Origin of the sequence: Lonsdalea quercina, from assembly GCF_900107885.1 — a bacterium.
Classification (GTDB): domain Bacteria; phylum Pseudomonadota; class Gammaproteobacteria; order Enterobacterales; family Enterobacteriaceae; genus Lonsdalea; species Lonsdalea quercina.
The window spans coordinates 103,464-121,279 of record NZ_FNQS01000004.1 but is presented as its reverse complement, the minus strand read 5'-3'; the positions used below and the strand labels follow the sequence as shown (position 1 = coordinate 121,279).

The 17,816-nt window shown below is 52.8% G+C and carries 13 protein-coding genes; 5 read left to right on the top strand and 8 right to left on the bottom strand.

Features of this window, described 5'->3' with window-relative positions:
* Nucleotides 1–189 precede the first annotated feature (189 nt).
* On the bottom strand, nt 190–945 hold the full coding sequence (locus BLU64_RS07435) for a GH12 family glycosyl hydrolase domain-containing protein (RefSeq protein ID WP_235195063.1): 756 nt from the start codon (nt 943–945) through the stop codon (nt 190–192).
* Nucleotides 946–2,113: 1,168 nt separating this feature from the next.
* A complete protein-coding gene (locus BLU64_RS07430) occupies nt 2,114–2,677 on the bottom strand; it encodes a single-stranded DNA-binding protein (RefSeq protein WP_026741742.1) in 564 nt (187 codons plus the stop codon).
* 234 nt (nt 2,678–2,911) lie between these two features.
* Here BLU64_RS07430 and uvrA point away from each other — a divergent pair, with 234 nt between their 5' ends.
* Both uvrA and BLU64_RS07420 read left to right on the top strand, forming a co-directional pair.
* Nucleotides 2,912–5,758 (top strand): excinuclease ABC subunit UvrA, encoded by a 2,847-nt coding sequence (uvrA, locus tag BLU64_RS07425; protein ID WP_026741743.1) that lies wholly within the window; start codon nt 2,912–2,914, stop codon nt 5,756–5,758.
* Between the two features lie 66 nt (nt 5,759–5,824).
* Nucleotides 5,825–6,244 (top strand): secondary thiamine-phosphate synthase enzyme YjbQ, encoded by a 420-nt coding sequence (locus BLU64_RS07420; protein ID WP_026741744.1) that lies wholly within the window; start codon nt 5,825–5,827, stop codon nt 6,242–6,244.
* 10 nt (nt 6,245–6,254) lie between these two features.
* Here the strand turns inward: BLU64_RS07420 and BLU64_RS07415 are convergent, their stop codons facing one another.
* On the bottom strand, nt 6,255–7,631 hold the full coding sequence (locus BLU64_RS07415) for a sensor domain-containing diguanylate cyclase (RefSeq protein ID WP_410409974.1): 1,377 nt from the start codon (nt 7,629–7,631) through the stop codon (nt 6,255–6,257).
* A gap of 1,410 nt (nt 7,632–9,041) precedes the next feature.
* On the opposite strand from BLU64_RS07415, the gene BLU64_RS07410 reads away from it, so the two are divergent.
* Nucleotides 9,042–10,733, top strand: coding sequence for a methyl-accepting chemotaxis protein (locus BLU64_RS07410; RefSeq protein ID WP_026741746.1), 1,692 nt, complete (start codon nt 9,042–9,044; stop codon nt 10,731–10,733).
* A 185-nt stretch (nt 10,734–10,918) separates the two neighbouring features.
* Here BLU64_RS07410 and BLU64_RS07405 read toward each other — a convergent pair whose 3' ends face one another.
* From BLU64_RS07405 to BLU64_RS07395, 3 genes are all read right to left on the bottom strand, one after another.
* Entirely contained in the window at nt 10,919–12,112 is a 1,194-nt protein-coding gene (locus BLU64_RS07405) for an amino acid aminotransferase (RefSeq protein ID WP_026741747.1), read from the bottom strand.
* A 62-nt stretch (nt 12,113–12,174) separates the two neighbouring features.
* On the bottom strand, nt 12,175–12,789 hold the full coding sequence (locus tag BLU64_RS07400; protein WP_074728271.1) for a YitT family protein: 615 nt from the start codon (nt 12,787–12,789) through the stop codon (nt 12,175–12,177).
* Between the two features lie 258 nt (nt 12,790–13,047).
* Nucleotides 13,048–13,515: an Lrp/AsnC family transcriptional regulator gene (locus BLU64_RS07395; protein WP_026741749.1), complete on the bottom strand. Its 468-nt coding sequence runs from the start codon at nt 13,513–13,515 to the stop codon at nt 13,048–13,050.
* A 325-nt stretch (nt 13,516–13,840) separates the two neighbouring features.
* Here BLU64_RS07395 and BLU64_RS07390 point away from each other — a divergent pair, with 325 nt between their 5' ends.
* Entirely contained in the window at nt 13,841–14,605 is a 765-nt protein-coding gene (locus BLU64_RS07390) for a transporter substrate-binding domain-containing protein (protein ID WP_026741750.1), read from the top strand.
* Between the two features lie 242 nt (nt 14,606–14,847).
* Nucleotides 14,848–15,099 (top strand): YdgH/BhsA/McbA family protein, encoded by a 252-nt coding sequence (locus BLU64_RS07385; RefSeq protein WP_026741751.1) that lies wholly within the window; start codon nt 14,848–14,850, stop codon nt 15,097–15,099.
* Between the two features lie 126 nt (nt 15,100–15,225).
* Here the strand turns inward: BLU64_RS07385 and alr are convergent, their stop codons facing one another.
* Nucleotides 15,226–16,311 carry an alanine racemase gene (alr, locus tag BLU64_RS07380; RefSeq protein WP_074728269.1) on the bottom strand — a complete coding sequence of 362 codons (1,086 nt, stop codon included), beginning with the start codon at nt 16,309–16,311 and terminating at the stop codon, nt 15,226–15,228.
* An 18-nt stretch (nt 16,312–16,329) separates the two neighbouring features.
* Nucleotides 16,330–17,739 carry a replicative DNA helicase gene (dnaB, locus tag BLU64_RS07375; protein ID WP_026739166.1) on the bottom strand — a complete coding sequence of 470 codons (1,410 nt, stop codon included), beginning with the start codon at nt 17,737–17,739 and terminating at the stop codon, nt 16,330–16,332.
* Nucleotides 17,740–17,816: the final 77 nt, after the last annotated feature.

Sequence of the window (17,816 nt, the reverse complement as noted above, 5' to 3'; positions counted from 1 at the left end):
ACCCTTTCCTTACTCCATTGGAGATTATTTATTCAATATTAAGGGTAGCACTTTTTGCAACGTAATAAAAATATGTTGTTTATCAATGTATTGATATTTTTTCTAACGAAAGGAGCAAGCCGACGGATGAGGCAACACGATGATTGGTGTGTGGCATTATCGTTTCCGCGCAACCCGTCGGCTGGAGGGTTACTTGATGCTTACGCTCCATTTGGAGACTTTAAAGGTACCCGAGCCTTTGTACAGTTCGGTGCCGAATTCGATACTGCTGATATATTTGGTATTGCTCATCCACTGCTTGGCGTTGACCAGGTAATCAGTGAAGTTTTTGATATTGAGGTTTGCGGAAGTCTGATTGCTTTTGATGACGAAGGAATAGACGTTCCAGCTGCTGACGGTGCCTTTATACACATCCCACGGGATGCCGCCGATGGTGACGGTATTGACATAGCTACCGGCCGGAGAGGCATTGGTGCTGTTCATCCAGATCATCAGCTCATCGGTTGGCGTCGACCACCAGTTGGCATTGTTGTCTGAATGAAACCAGATGTCGTAAGAGACATTGTAGGTGCCTGATACGTTGGAAAAAGACCAGGCGGCGGTAGTATTGATATTTTTGTTTTCGGACAGACGAACCGGCAGTCCGGTATTGGTTCCGTATCCCGTCGTCCAGTGCCAGCCGTGCACAATGGAGGGGTAGCCTTTCACCGAGTTGGCGTCGCTGGGCCATGACCACGACCATCCCATATCCGTCGCGCTGTTGGCATAAACGGACTGCTGCCCGTTAGGCACGGCGCTTTTTCCCCAGGTATTGTTGTAAACATAATCGATGCCGCTCGGCAGATAGAGTTTGGCATTATCTTCAGAGGATGACGCCGCTAATGCGGTGCCGCTGGCCAGTAGTGTTGCCACGGCGATAGAGGCAAAACTCACTTTCTTTTTCATATACATGCTCCTTGTTTTAGACCTATCAATAAACATGACGGGTTAACGATGACTTTGTCGTCAATCCGTTATCCGGCTGATTCCTTTCTCATACACGTAAATGGTTTCTGGTAGCGCAGTTTTGCATTTAATCGATAAAGGGTTGTGCGGCCCAATCGTTTACCTTTAATAAATCATCAACGGATCAAATATACTATTTCTAATGTGATTGAACATGACCATTAAGAAAAAAATAAAAATCATAATGACTAAATGATAGGGCACTTAACGCATAACTTATCGGAAACATTCGTATGCAGTAAAAAGAGTTAAGTAAATAATGCTAAGATAGTAAAGCATTTACTTTTTTATTTGGTTTTTTTATATCTTCTTGGAACGTATTTGATTATGCGTAAAGATAATTGATTCTTCAATGGGAAATACCCTTTTATTTCTCTCTGTACTTTTGTTTTTTTGTTTTTTTAATAAAATCAATTGGTTGTTATATTCAATTGGTTGTATTTTGATCGTATTTTGGGGTATTTAAAATAGAGGTTTAAAGCATGAATGATTTTTTGGTTTTTTTTAAATATGATAATTGGTTTTTTAGATGATTCGTTTATTATTGATTAAATGATTGGTGAATATATCGATAGGTAATAAATTGTAGGAAACAAGTACGATAAATGTTTCTTATTAGGTTAATAAAAATTTTCTATTACGGTCATTTCCGTAATGTTAATAAGCGGTGTCTGATTTTTTCTCCGTGGCCCCAAATAATCTGAAAAGCTCCGTTCGATGAAACCGGGTTAGATTACACGTCAGTTGTTTTTTCATTACTGTTCTAGAAACCTGCACATCCCGCGATGATGACGGCTCGACCATTCCGAGCGCGAACTACCGCATTAAGGCGCTGGATATGATCGGCTCGCGGGTGACCGTCCAGTCTGGGATCACGGGGCAGGGGGGGCCATTATTTAAGGTGGAAAGGGCACGTTGTTTCGCACTCACTGAGGCGAGACTGATTAGTCGACGGTGTTCTGCACAGAATCGCTCAAACGCCTGTCAGGCGAGCTTTGCGCGTTTGTAGTTATGCTGCCGCTAAAAGTTTCTCCCAACTCAACACAATAAAAAACCCCGATATCTCGGGGTTTTTGGCGGACGGTTCAACAAACGAGTCGGGTTCGAATTAGAACGGGATATCGTCGTCGAAATCCATCGGCGGTTCATTGTTCGGGGCTGCCGGAGCGGTATTCTGCTGCGGACGCGCGGCCTGCTGTCCGCCGCCGCTGAACTGGTTGTTCGCCTGCGGCTGCTGAGGCTGACCCCAGCCGCCCTGCTGGTTGTTGCCGCCAACAGGGCCGCCTGCCGGTGCGCCGCCGCCTGCCGGTGCGCCGCCGCCTGAACGGCCGCCGAGCATCTGCATGGTGCCGCCGATATTCACGACAACTTCCGTCGTGTAACGGTCGGTGCCGCTTTGATCCTGCCATTTACGCGTCTGCAGCTGGCCTTCGATATAAACCTGAGAACCTTTGCGCAGGTATTCTCCGGCGACTTCAGCCAGTTTGCCGAACAGCACAACACGGTGCCACTCAGTTTTCTCTTTCTGCTCGCCGGTTTGCTTATCGCGCCAGCTTTCGGACGTGGCCAGGGTAATGTTGGCTACTGCGCCGCCATTCGGCATGTAACGAACTTCCGGGTCTTGTCCGAGATTCCCGAGAAGAATGACTTTATTAACGCCTCTGCTGGCCATGTGGGTGTCTCCTGATGGATCAATTTTTAAATAGTCTAAACGATGAATTCTAGCACGCTACACCGCCTTATTATACTCGCGATGCGCGCCGCATAATTTTTTCCTTTGCGCGTTTATTTGACAACCACCACTGGTTATCCATTCAGTTTTATTTATGCCATAATCATTGGTTTCGTACTGGATTTCTCTCTGCGTGAGGGATGCAAAACAGCGTCAATGACGGGAAGTATGTGAATGGATAATATCGAAGTTCGTGGTGCCCGTACTCATAATCTCAAGAATATCAATCTGATAATCCCACGCGATAAGTTGATTGTGGTCACGGGATTATCCGGATCCGGAAAGTCATCGCTGGCTTTTGACACCCTCTACGCCGAGGGGCAGCGACGTTACGTGGAATCGCTGTCGGCGTATGCCCGGCAGTTTTTGTCCCTGATGGAAAAACCAGACGTCGATCATATCGAAGGGTTGTCGCCGGCCATTTCCATCGAACAGAAGTCGACGTCTCACAACCCGCGCTCCACCGTCGGCACAATCACTGAAATTCATGACTACCTGCGTCTGCTGTATGCCCGCGTCGGGGAGCCTCGTTGCCCGGAACACGGCGTTCCGCTGGATGCCCAAACCGTGAGCCAGATGGTGGATAACGTACTGGCGCAGCCGGAAGACAAACGGCTGATGTTGCTGGCGCCGATTGTGAAAGACCGTAAGGGCGAGCACACCAAGACGCTGGAGAATCTGGCGACGCAGGGGTACATCCGCGCTCGGATCGATGGCGAAGTGTGCGATCTGTCCGATCCGCCGAAGCTGGAATTGCATAAAAAACACACTATTGAGGTTGTCGTTGACCGCTTCAAGGTGCGCAGCGATCTGGCCCAGCGGCTGGCGGAATCGTTTGAGACCGCGCTAGGACTATCAGGCGGCAGCGCCGTCGTCGCCGACATGGACGACGACAACGCGCCCGAACTGCTGTTCTCCGCCAACTTCGCTTGCCCGATCTGCGGCTACAGCATGCATGAGATGGAACCGCGCATGTTCTCCTTCAATAACCCCGCCGGCGCGTGTCCGACCTGCGATGGGTTAGGCGTGCAGCAATTTTTCGACCCGTCCCGCGTCATCCAAAACCAGGAGCTGTCTCTGGCGGGCGGTGCGATTCGCGGATGGGATCGCCGCAATTTTTACTACTTCCAAATGCTGCGTTCGTTGGCGGAACATTATGAGTTTGATGTCGATGCGCCGTTCGACAGCCTGAGCGCAGACATTCAGAAGGTCGTGCTGTACGGCTCCGGCAAGCAGAATATCGAGTTCAAATATATTAATGACCGCGGCGATACCTCGGTGCGACGCCATCCGTTCGAAGGCGTGCTGAACAACATGGAGCGGCGCTATAAGGAAACGGAATCGACGGCGGTGCGCGAAGAGCTGGCGAAGTTTATCAGCAACCGCTCCTGCGCAAGCTGCCACGGCACCCGCCTGCGCGAAGAGGCCCGCCATGTCTACGTGGCCGAAACCACGCTGCCGCACATTTCCGATATGAGCATCGGTCAGGCGCTCAGCTTTTTCCAGAATATTGCACTGAGCGGCCAGCGCGCGAAGATCGCCGAGAAGGTATTGAAAGAGATCGGCGATCGGCTGCGCTTCCTGGTGAACGTGGGTCTGAATTACCTGTCGCTCTCCCGCTCGGCGGAAACGTTGTCCGGCGGCGAAGCGCAGCGTATCCGTCTGGCGAGCCAGATCGGCGCAGGGCTGGTCGGCGTGATGTATGTGCTCGACGAACCGTCCATTGGTCTTCATCAGCGGGACAACGAACGGTTGTTGGAAACGTTGATTCACCTGCGCGACCTCGGCAATACGGTGATTGTGGTCGAGCATGATGAAGACGCAATCCGCGCCGCCGATCATGTGATTGATATCGGTCCCGGCGCCGGGGTGCATGGCGGCGAGGTGATCGCCGAAGGCACCGTGGATCAAATCATGGCCGTCTCCGAATCCCTGACTGGGCAGTTCCTCAGCGGTCAGCGGAAAATCGAGGTGCCAACTGAACGCGTACCGGCCGATCCCACCAAAGTCCTGAAATTGATCGGCGCCAAGGGCAACAACCTTAAGGATGTGACGCTGACGCTGCCGGTAGGGTTGTTTATCTGCATCACCGGGGTGTCCGGATCGGGCAAGTCAACGCTGATCAACGATACGCTATTCCCGCTGGCCCAGCGCCAGTTGAACGGTGCTACCATCGCTGAATCCGCGCCGTATCGCGACATTCAGGGGCTGGATCACTTCGACAAAGTGATCGATATCGATCAAAGCCCAATCGGTCGTACGCCGCGCTCCAACCCGGCGACGTACACCGGCGTATTCACGCCAATCCGCGAGTTGTTCGCCGGCGTGCCGGAATCACGCACCCGCGGTTATAACCCCGGTCGCTTCAGCTTCAACGTGCGCGGCGGACGCTGTGAGGCGTGTCAGGGCGACGGCGTCATCAAGGTCGAGATGCACTTCCTGCCGGATATCTACGTGCCGTGCGATCAGTGCAAGGGCCATCGCTACAATCGTGAAACGCTGGAGATCAAATACAAAGGCAAAAGCATTCACGAAGTGCTGGATATGACGATTGAGGATGCTCGCGAGTTCTTCGACGCCATTCCGGCGCTGGCGCGTAAGCTGCAAACGTTGATCGACGTCGGTTTGTCCTATATCCGTTTGGGACAGTCGGCCACGACGCTGTCGGGCGGCGAGGCGCAGCGCGTCAAGCTGGCGCGCGAACTTTCCAAACGCGGCACCGGCCGGACGCTGTACATTCTGGATGAACCAACCACCGGGCTGCATTTCGCCGACATCCAACAGTTGCTGGCCGTGCTGCATCAGTTGCGCGATCAAGGCAATACCATTGTCGTCATCGAGCATAATCTGGATGTGATCAAAACGGCCGACTGGATTGTGGATTTGGGGCCGGAAGGCGGCAGCGGCGGCGGCGAAATTCTGGTCAGCGCTACGCCGGAAACCGTCGCCGAGTGCGAGGCTTCGCACACCGCACGCTTCCTTAAACCGCTACTGGCGCGAGAGACAACCCGCGTCCTCTGAACCGTGCGTCCGCGTGGAACTTAGCCCGCGCGGACGAACCTGTCTGCAACGTCAAAGGGGCTGAACATGTGGATGCAACGGGAAATCGTTCTGAAGCCGAAAAGCCGCGGCTTCCATCTGATTACGCGCGATGTGCTGGCGTCGATACCGGAAATCAGTCAGTTGCGGGTTGGGCTATTACAGGTATTCATCAAGCACACTTCCGCGTCATTGACGCTGAATGAAAATGCCGACCCCACGGTACGTCAGGACTTCGAAAGCGCCTTCAATCGGCTAGTGCCGGAAAATGCGCCTTACTATCGCCACTGCGATGAAGGCAGCGACGACATGCCCGCGCATCTCAAGTCCAGCCTGCTGGGCAGCAGCGTTATGCTGCCGGTTAGCGACGGGGGCCTAAACATTGGGATATGGCAAGGAATTTACCTGTGTGAACACCGCAATCACGGAGGGAGTCGTTCTCTGGTGCTGACGTTGCAGGGCGAATAGCCGGGCATCCTCAGAGCGGGGCGACGCTTCCTCCGGCAATATACTCCACCACTACGCGGTTCCTGCCGGTATTTTTAGCCTTGTACAAGGCGTTGTCGGCGGTTTTAACCGCCGTATCCAGCGGGCACTGTTTCGGCGTAAAGGATGTCACGCCTAATGACACCGTGATGTGGCGGCACATAGGAAAGATCATGCGCTCCACGCTCTTACGCAGGCGTTCGGCGATGATAGAGGCGATATGGATATCCGTTCCGGGCAGCAGCATCAGGAACTCCTCTCCGCCGGTGCGGCACATGATATCCATCTTGCGGGCGTTGCTGCGCATCTGCTGGCCGAGCTGGCGGATGACCTCGTCGCCGATATCGTGGCCGTAGGTATCGTTGACCTGCTTGAAGTTATCGATATCAATCACCACGACCGATACCGATTTTTTTTCCAGCATGACCATTTCCAGGCCTTCCTGTAGTCCCCGCCGATTCAATAGCCCCGTCAGCGGATCGGTATGCGCTTCTGAGCTGAGACGACCAATACGTTTATGCAACATCATGGTGCCAAGCAAAATCGCGTCCTTCAACCTGGCTGCTTCCATGTACCAGGAGGGCACGGCCCGGATCTGGCTGATAGCGCCTTGTTCGCTCATTCTGCTGGCCGACATGGCCAGCTGACGGAGTGGTCGGGCAATGGATACAGCGAAGATCGTCAAGACCAGTAACGTCAACAAGGCGACCGGCGTGGCCTCCTTTAGCACGCTGTACATAATGTTATTCAGCGCTTTGTCTGTGACGGCGGAGGATTGCAGGGTGATCACGGTCCAACCGGTCTTATGCACTTTGGCGAAGCCTGCAAGCACCAGATTGCCTTGTTCGTCGGGCATCATGAAGGAGCCGGTATCCTGGCTAGCGGTGGCTTGTTTCAACTGCCGATCGTTAATTCGCTCGCCTAACGGTTCTTTATTTTGGTAGTGATAAATAATATTGCCTTCATTATCAATGATATAAACCATTGATCGGTCATTATTCAGCGGCGTAAATTCATCCATGATACGTAATTTGGTTAGGTGAATAGCGCTGCGAATATCCCCCAGGTGTACACCTTGTTCATTGGTTATCGGCGCTGACAATGCAATCGCATAGTCGTTTTCATCGGTTTTATAGGGAAGGCTGGCGGCGACGTTGTCGGGCGACTGGGGGGTGTGACCGGTATCGGCGACCAGCTTATTGACTTCCACCACGTTACTTTCTGGAGAGAACGCAACCAGATTGTTATTATCGTCGACAATAATAACGGAATTGAAATTCTGGCTTAATTGATAAATACGATCGGTCTCGGCCTGAATCTGACTGGTATCAGGAAAGTATTTAGAAATGAAGCTAGCACTGTAAGTCATCTGTTTTTTAGAGGCAGATAATGTGTTTTCGATGCTAGCGGCCAAGCGTGAAGAATAATCTATATTGATTTTGGATAACTGATTAGCGAACAACTCTTTATAAACGTTATAGATAGAGAGGTAACCATTTGTCAGAGTGACCAGCATGCTTGCTATTGAGATAGATAGAATGAGTCCCCGCAAATTGATCTGAAATATCTTCTTTATTTTCATCCAGTTCCAACCAGTTTTTAAAGCTATATCGTGGTGGAGGTAGTCACAGTGTTATTGCGTTAGCGTGCGAATTATTTTTATAGTATTTAAATTTTTTGTTGTTACTTTTCATTAAAACTTATTGCGTAAAAATAGCAAAAAAATATCAAAAAGGTTAGTGGTAACAATACTTTTTATTATTTATGTATAGGTGGACTCATTAATTATTATAGGAGTGAAAGAAGTATCTCTTCTTTTATTATAAAGAAAATCATTAAATGAAGTTCATTACCTAACTGGTAATCGGTTTCTCTTTTGTTCGCAATCCAGAATAGTGGCGGCGCAACGGTATGATGAGATGCGAGTCGTTTTTATACTCATTATTGGGTGTATTTGTGTAATATCAATTTGTATAAATAGTAGTCTTTTCAGGGGTTGTAATCACTGTAATGTGTAAAGATATGATTAATATGTAAAGTTGTGGCATTTATGGCCGATGAAGAGCACGCACGACCGTGTTGTTGGCAGAGCGCTTCAAAGGTCATTGGGATAATAAAGGCGACGATAATGGTTGTCATTTATCCCAAATTTCCTCTGGCATTTTCCACTCTGTTTTAGATTTAGCACGGTTAATTCGGCTCTCTCCCGTTTTGTCGGTAGCGCGATATTGGGGGAATTATCCCATTGCTGGGTGGAGGCCATGAAAATTTAGCATGAAGATGCTGTCGGCGCTGCGTTGTCGCGGCGCGCTGTGTTAAATGGCGTCACTGCTGAATAAATGTCTGGTCATCAACCGCTGGGCTTAGAGCCTATCCTCTAAGATCGAATTAATTGGCTGTTTGGGCTTGAAGAAACGTTCGACATTCCTGGTGTTTCTCCCATGTGCCGGTTGAATATTTGTGCTCGCGCATAGTGACCGGATGTCGTCGGTATAAAGCGCCTGACGTTTTGCTCTGCACTGGCCGTGTCAGAGATCGCCTCGTTAATAACGTCTACTGGGATAGGCTCTTTGTTTTTCCCCGTTCTGTCATCTCGCCTGCATACCCGTCATTCGTGTGAAGCGCTGATTTTGCGCCTTGAAAATGGACATCTCCCAATGTCTTCAATGCTGTCATTGCGCAATATGATTTATGTTGGTGATTATTTGATTGAATGATATTCACTCTGATTTTTACCGTTATGGTTTTTTTATTTTTGTATAAAAAAGGGAACAAGATTATGCGTTTATCTGATTGGAAAATAGGCTATCGGCTAGCCGCCGGGTTTGCCGTTTTAGTACTGATGATTTGTATCGTCAGCTTCGTTTCTATTTCCAGATTGTCGGATTTTCACGAAGATGCGCGCGGCATCGTGACGGATGTTTATCCGCAGACGGTACAGTCGAATAACTTGATTGATAACGTCAATGCCGTCGTCCTCGCCTATCAGAAACTGCTTTTGGTACAGGATGCAGAGAAAACTCGTGTCATCATGAATGAGATTGCGGAACAGGCGAAGAAAATCACCGCGTTGATGCAGGAAATCGACAAAAGCGCCGAACAGCTGAACGATGAGAAATCAATGCGCATTATGGATAATATCCATTCGATCCGCGGCGAATTCCTGATCTCGGGAAGAAATATTATCGACCGCGTCAAAGCGGGGGATATTGATGGCGCAACCACTGAATTCAACACGCATTTGGATGTTGTTCAAGGGAAATACCGTGCTGCCGTGGCCTCGCTCATCGACCATCAGGACGATGCAATGGGCGACACGATGCACAAAATGGAAAGCACCTATAACTTTACCCGCTGGCTGCTGCTGGGTATTTTGGCCGCCTGTGTGGTGATGGTGGTGGTGATCGCTCGCGTACTGACGGGCAGTATTACTTCGCCGATCCGTCAGGCGCTGGGCTTGGCCGAAAGCGTGGCCAAAGGCGACCTCACCGCGGAAGTTCCATCTTCGGGTAAAGATGAAATGGGTCAGCTGCTGCGTTCGTTGGAATATATGAACGTTAGCCTAAGCCAGATCGTCGGCCAGGTGCGCGACGGCGCGGAGAGCATTTCTTCTGCTGCGTCGCAGATCGCGGCTGGAAACCAGGATCTTTCCGCTCGTACGGAAGAGCAGGCCAGCTCTCTGGAACAGACGGCTTCTTCGATGGAAGAGCTGACCTCGACCATCACTAACACCGCAGAAAATACACGCCATGCAACTAGCATTGCCGATCAGGCGTCGGTAGCGGCGAAGCAGAGCAGTGACGTCATGCTGTCAGTGACGCACAAAATGCGTGGTATTCGCGATTCATCCCAGCGTATGGCAGAAATCATCGGGGTGATTGACGGCATCGCGTTCCAGACTAACATTCTGGCGCTGAATGCCGCGGTGGAAGCGGCCCGGGCCGGTGAGCAGGGCAGAGGTTTTGCCGTGGTTGCAGGTGAAGTTCGCTCTCTGGCGCAACGTAGTGCTACGGCGGCGAAAGAGATCAAAGAACTGATTGACGACTCGGTCAGTAAGATCCAGGAAGGAATGCAGCTCGTTGATTCTGCTGAAGACAACATGTCCAACCTGACTACACATGTGCAGGACGTGAACGAGATTATCAGCGAGATCTCTCAGGCCAGCGGCGAACAGAGTGACGGCATCAACCAGATCAACATCGCGGTCGGCCAGATTGACTCTACGACGCAGCAGAACGCCGCGCTGGTGGAAGAGTCCGCGTCTGCGGCGCTGTCTTTACAGTCTCAGGCAACCATGCTGACCGATGCGGTGAGCACCTTCAAGTTGAGTCACAGCTTCGTTGCAACGAGCGGCCGTCAGCAGCCGCAGTCGTCCGCAGAGAGCGCATTGCCAGCAGCGAAGGCTGTTAAGCAGGAAAAAACGCAGCCGGCAGCGGCTTCTGCAAGTTCTGAGGATTGGACGTCCTTCTAAAACGCAATGGCTGGCGGCAATTTCCTCTATTGAGGCGAACTCCTGCCTGCTCTTGATCTCCGCCGCGGCGGAGATCAGCGTATCACTCAGGCGGTCGCAAAGTTAGCGACCGCTTTCCCGCCGGAAAAAATTCAAAAAAAAAAGCCTGCCGCTTGATGCTGGCAGGCAGTATGAGCAAAACGATGCTATTGCACGGCTGCGAACGCCGCGGCAACCTTTTGTACGTTACTGTGATTAAGTCCGGCTATGCAGACTCGCCCGCTGGCGATGAGGTATACGCCAAACTCCTCGCGCAGCCGATCAACTTGTTCAGGGCTAAAACCAGTGTAGCTGAACATTCCGCGTTGCGTCAGCAGGTAGCCGAAATTGCGATCGGGCAAGGCTTGCTTCAGCGCATCCACCAGCGTTTGACGCATCTCAGAGATGCGTTGACGCATCGCCGCCACTTCCGCATGCCACTCAGCGTTGAGCGCTTCGTCGTTGAGCACGTGAGAAACCAGCTGTCCGCCAAAGTTCGGCGGGCTGGAGTAGTTACGGCGGACCGCTGCCTTTAACTGACCCAGGACGCGCTCTGCCGCGTGGCTGTCTTCGCAAATGACGGAAAGCCCGCCCACGCGTTCGCTGTACAGCGAGAAGATTTTCGAAAACGAATTGCTGACCAGCGCAGGCAGACCGGAGCCTGCGATGGCGCGGAGGGCATAGGCGTCATCGTCCATGCCTGCGCCAAATCCCTGATAGGCGATATCGAGAAAAGGGATCAGATTGCGTGACAGCAGCACTTCAATAACCTGATCCCATTGCGCGTGGGTCAGATCCGCGCCGGTCGGATTATGGCAGCAGGGGTGCAACAGGACGATGCTCTTGGCCGGCAACTGCTTCAGCGCGTTGAGCATGCCCTGGAAATTCACACCGCGGCTGGCGTCGTCGAAATAGGGGTAGGTATGCACCTTGAAACCGGCGCCGGCGAAGATGGCGATATGGTTTTCCCAAGTGGGATCGCTGACCCAGACTTCCGAGTCGGGAAAATAGCGTTTGAGGAAATCCGCGCCGACTTTCAGCGCGCCTGAGCCGCCCACGGTCTGGATCGTGGCGATACGCCCGGCACTCAGCGCGGGGTGGTGCTCGCCAAACAGCAGCCGTTGAATGGCGCTGCGGTAAGACGCCAATCCTTCCATCGGCAGGTAGCTGCTCGCCTGTTTGAACTGGTTCGTCAGTTGAGCCTGTGCGGTGCTGACCGCTTTCAACTGGGGGATCACCGCGTGCTCGTCGTAGTATAGCCCGATGCTGAGGTTAACTTTGTCGGCTCGGGGGTCCTGTTTAAATTGCTCCATCAACGACAGGATGGGATCGCCCGCATAGGCGTCAACATGTTGAAACACGGTCAATTACTCCAGGGTTAATCGATATCTTGCGTAGTGATCTTGCGCATGGTCATACGACTTTACACCGCGTATCGTCCCGGACGGTGATTCATGGCAATAATCAGATTCAGGATGGTTGCCCCGACAACAGAGGCAACCAGCATGGGTATGCTTACCACGAACAGCGATGCCAGCACAATAATCACATCCACTACCATTTGAAATTTTCCCGCCCGGATGACGTTTTTATCCTGCAGATAAAGCGCGAGGATATTGATGCCTCCCAGACTGGCTTTGTGGCGAAACAAGACAATAAATCCCAGCCCCATGATCACATTGCCGAAGAGTGTCGCGTAAAAAGGATCGAGCCGGTCGATGTGGATGAAGTGCCCGTGAAGGTCGGAAAACACGGATACCAGCGCAACGGCGCAGAAGGTTTTGAGTGTAAAACGCCATCCCATACGGCGGATAGCCAGATAATAAAACGGCAGATTAATCAGGAAGAACGCGACGCCGAACGAGATGTGAAGGACATAGTGCAGCAAAAAGGCCATCCCCGCCGTCCCGCCGGTCAGGGCGCCGGACTGGCGCAGCAAAACTATGCCGAAAGACACCATTAGCGTACCGATGAGGAGCGCGATGGTATCTTCGATGGGGGTATGCGACAGATCGTCGTGGCTGATGACATTATCCATAAGAACAGTACGTTAGTTGATGGAAGGATAAGGGATAGCAAGCAAAAAACGCACCAGACCATGCCGACCCAGATCGGTTTGGGTGATCTTCGAACAGTTTTAAGGCTAACGTATTGATATCCCGAAGGGATGATTTTGCACGGAATGTGCGTAATGAGGGGGTTTTTAGGCTGTGATGTGCAACATATTTTCGTTTTATGCGAGATTTAACCGCATGGTGTGCACCATCATAAAGCCTTATGCCCCGAATTGGGGCAATCAGGCCGTCGCCGCTATCAGTCCATTTTCCTTGAGACGGTTGAGAACCACCGAAGTTTTCAGGTGCGCTACGCTCTTGTTCTGCGACAGTATATGGCTGATCAGTTCGCTGAGTCCGGGTAGGTCCGCCACCGCGACCTTCAGCAAATAGTCGGCGTCGCCGGTGGTTTTGTAAGCGTCGATAATGGCGTCCACTTCGCCCAGCATCTGGTGGAAGCTGTCCACGCATTCCGGGGTGTGATTGATAAGACGTACTTCAATCAACCCCAGCGTTTCCAGCCCGATCGCGTCCGGCGCCAACCGGGCGTGATATCCCAAAATCAGCTGTGCGTGTTCAAGGGCAATGCGGCGACGTGAGCACTGCGATGCGGACAGCCCGACGAGCTCGCTTAGCTCCTGATTGGTCAGTCGGCCGTTAGATTGCAGCAGCGTCAGGATTTTCAGGTCAAAGTCATCAATGTTGTACATAGTGATGTTCACCGGGCAAAAAACGAGCTTACAGACTAACAGGTTTTTGCCGCACGGAAACCCTGCCCGTGGTCCCGGCAAAACGGCGCTGGATGGCGACGAGTTCTAGGCGCTGCGGAAAACGGCATAAGAATAGGAATGCCGCGAGCGGATTTCGGGCGAAAATCTGGAGCATTATGCCAAAGACGATGAGTTTGGAAGCGCAGAATAGCGGATGGCTCGCTGAGGGTTGGTGTGCATGTCGGGATGTGTCATAAAGAGTGAAAAATCATCATGTCGGCGCAAGCACGACGTCGTTCAACGACAATGCTAAGGGTTAAATGAAATGAAGAAATGGTTCCCGCTGACTCTGTTGCTGGCTTCCGGCGCCGCAAGCGCGGCATCGCACCTGGATAGCGTGCAGCAGCAGGGCGTGCTGAGAGTCTGTACTACCGGAGATTACAAGCCTTACAGCCTGCTGCGGGGAGATGGCGAATACGAAGGCATCGATATCGACATGGCGCACTCGCTGGCCGCCAGCCTGGGCGTGAAGGTCGCCTGGGTGAAAACGACCTGGAAAACGCTGATGCCCGACTTTCTGGCTGGGCGTTGCGATATTGCCGTCGGCGGAATTTCCGTGACGTTGGAGCGACAGAAAAAAGCATTCTTTACGAACAGAATCGATGTGGATGGAAAAATCCCGTTGGTGCGTTGTGAAGACCAAGAGAAGTATCAGACGATCGACCAGATCAATCGCTCGTCCGTGCGTTTGATTGAACCCGCCGGCGGCACGAATGAAGCATTTGCGCACGCCCATTTGCCCAATGCGCAGCTGATGCTGCATGACAACGCGGCGATCTTCCAGCAGCTCGCGGACGGCAAAGCGGACGTCATGATCACCGAGGCGTCGGAGGCGTTGTACCAACAGAAACATTATCCGTCGCTGTGCGCGGTCAATCCGGCGCATCCGTTGCAGTATGGCGAAAAAGCGTTTTTGTTGCCGCGGGACGACGCGAGCTGGAAGCAGTACGTTGACCAATGGCTGCACTTGACAAAAGCCACAGGAGAATACCAGAGGATTATGGGGAAATGGCTTTCGATAACAAAATGATAAGCTGAATATGGTTGGGTGTCAGGTTTATTGGACTAATGTAAGGCTGTTACACCATATTTAATGCGATCGCATCGATAGCTAAATAGAATAATTTTTTATCTATCGGTGCTTTTTTTGTTCATATTTTTTGAATGTGGTCAGCAAATTAACCCAATTTTAACAGCGTTGTAACTGGACTATCATTATTCACATCGAAGACAGACATCGTCTTCCCAACAATCATGTGAAGGATATCGTTTATGAAAACCCTTAGTACTGTTATTGCCGCTGTCGTACTTTCTACCGCTTCATTCGCAACGCTTGCCGCGACCGAAGTCAACAAAACTCAGGGCACGTCCATTGGTAGCGTTTCCGCCAGTGCGAAAAACCTGGGCGACCTACAGTCCAATCTCTCTTCTGCGGCAGATGCATCGGGTGCGAAGTCATTCCGCATTATTTCCACGATGGACACCACCAATCATGTCCGTGGCGTCGCTGAACTCTATAACTAATTTTTCGGTAGGATATCTTCATAAGGTGGGTAAATCATGAAACCTATCGATGACAAGACTCCAGATAAGCAGGCCCGCGATTAAACTGCGGGCCTCTTTTTACGTCTGTGTCGAGACGGTGGCGATTCAGAACGGCTCGTCCGTATAAATGATTTGGGTACGGGACGTCAGGCGCGTCAACAGTTCATAGGCGCTGACGTTATTCATGGCCGCCACGCTTTCGACCGGCAAATGTTTGCCCCACAGCTCGACTTCATCGCCGACCCGATCCTGCGACTCCGGCCCCAGATCCACCGTGATCATATCCATTGATACCCGACCCGCCAGTGGGACTGTGCGTCCATTGACCCACACCGGCGTACCGCTTTTCGCACAACGAGGATAGCCATCCCCATAGCCCATAGCGACCACGCCAAGTCGTGTGTCGCGCGGGCTGGTCCAGCTGCTGCCATAGCCGACGGGTTCGCCGCACTGATGTTCGCGTACGGCAATCAGATGGGACGTCAACCGCATCGCGGGCTGTAACCCCCAGCGGGCGGCGTTGTCGCCGTCGAGCGGCGAGACGCCGTAGAGCACGATGCCGGGACGAATCTGGTCGCGGTGCGACTGCGGCCACAGCAGAATACCGCCGGACGCGGCGATGGACTGCGCTCCCGGCTTGCCTGCGGCAACGGCGTCGAACGTCGCCAGCTGGTGCTGGGTGACATCCACTTCCGGCTCATCCGCACGGCAGAAATGACTCATGATGTTCACCGGTTGCACCACATTGGGGCAACGGGACAGGCGTTGCCAGAACGCGTCGGCCTGATCCGGCCGCACGCCGAGGCGATGCATGCCCGTGTCCAGCTTCATCCAGACCGTGAGCGGTTGGGATAGCGTTGCCTGTTCCAGCGCTTCCAGTTGCTCGAGGCTATGGACCGCGGTTTCCAGTCCATTGGCCGCCAGCAGCGGCAGTTCCTCCGCAGAGAAAAAACCTTCCAGTAGCAGGATAGGGTGGGTGATGCCCCCGGCGCGCAGGGCCAGGGCTTCGCTGAGGCGGGCGACGCCGAAGGCATCGGCGTCGCTTAAGGTACGGGCGGTTTCCAACGCGCCGTGCCCGTACGCGTTGGCTTTGACTATCGCGACCAGACGGCTGTTGGGCGCACGCTGGCGGATGACTTGCAGATTGTGTCGCAGAGCGCGGCGATTAATGACGGCGGTTGCCGTTTGCATGCTCGTTCCCTTATCACATTATTCATCATCGTACTGCGGCCCGGCGTAGTTATCGAACCGCGACCACTGTCCGTTAAAGGTCAGGCGTACCGAGCCAATGGGGCCATTACGCTGTTTCCCTATAATAATTTCAGCGATGCCTTTCAGGTCGCTGTTCTCGTGATAAACCTCGTCACGATAGATAAACATGATCAAGTCGGCATCCTGTTCGATGGAGCCGGACTCACGCAGGTCGGAGTTGACCGGACGTTTATCGGCGCGCTGTTCCAGACTACGGTTAAGCTGAGACAGCGCGATAACGGGCACTTGCAATTCTTTCGCCAATGCTTTGAGCGAGCGGGAAATTTCTGCGATTTCCAGCGTACGGTTTTCCGACAGCGACGGCACCCGCATCAGCTGCAGGTAGTCGATCATAATCAGGCTGAGGCCGTCATGTTCGCGGAACACGCGACGCGCGCGGGAGCGGACTTCCGTCGGCGTCAGGCCGGAGGAGTCATCGATGTACATGTTGCGCTTTTCAAGCAGCAGCCCCATGGTGCTGGAGATGCGAGCCCAGTCCTCGTCGTCTAGCTGACCGGTACGGATTCGCGTCTGGTCGACGCGCGATAGCGACGCCAGCATACGCATCATGATCTGCTCGCCGGGCATTTCCAAACTGAAAATCAGCACCGGTTTTTCCTGCGTCATGGCGGCGTTTTCGCACAGGTTCATGGCGAAGGTGGTTTTCCCCATGGACGGTCGGGCGGCCACGATAATCAGGTCGGATTTCTGCAACCCGGCCGTTTTCTTATCCAGATCCTGATAACCGCTGGACACCCCGGTGACCCCGTCGTGCGGGCGCTGATAAAGCTGCTCGATACGGGAGACGGTGTCTTCCAGAATACGGTCGATGCTTTTCGGGCCTTCATCCTTGCTGGCGCGATTCTCCGCGATCTGAAAGACGCGGGACTCCGCCAGATCCAGCAGATCTTCACTGCTGCGCCCCTGCGGATCGTAACCGGCATCGGCGATCTCGTTGGCGACGGCGATCATCTCACGCACGACGGCGCGTTCACGCACGATATCGGCGTACGCGCCGATGTTCGCGGCGCTGGGGGTATTCTTGGCCAGCTCGGCCAGATAGGCGAAGCCGCCGGCGGATTCCAGCTCGCCTTTCTGCTCCAGCGACTCTGACAGGGTAATCAGGTCGATGGGTTTGCTCATCTCCAGCAAACGCTGCATTTCGCTGAAAATCAGCCGATGAGCGCGATTGAAGAAGTCATTGGTGACAACGCGTTCTGCTACGTTGTCCCAGCGCTCGTTGTCGAGCATCAGTCCACCCAACACAGACTGTTCCGCTTCCAATGAATGTGGGGGGAGCTTTAGCCCTTCGACCTGACGGTCGCGAGGTTCTGCGGATTTATTGGTGGATCTTTTCTTCTCAGCCATGAAGCGCGTTCTTACGGGTTGATTTACAAGAATGGAAGGGGGCATTGTATCTCTGAAAAGCGGGAATGGCACCCGCT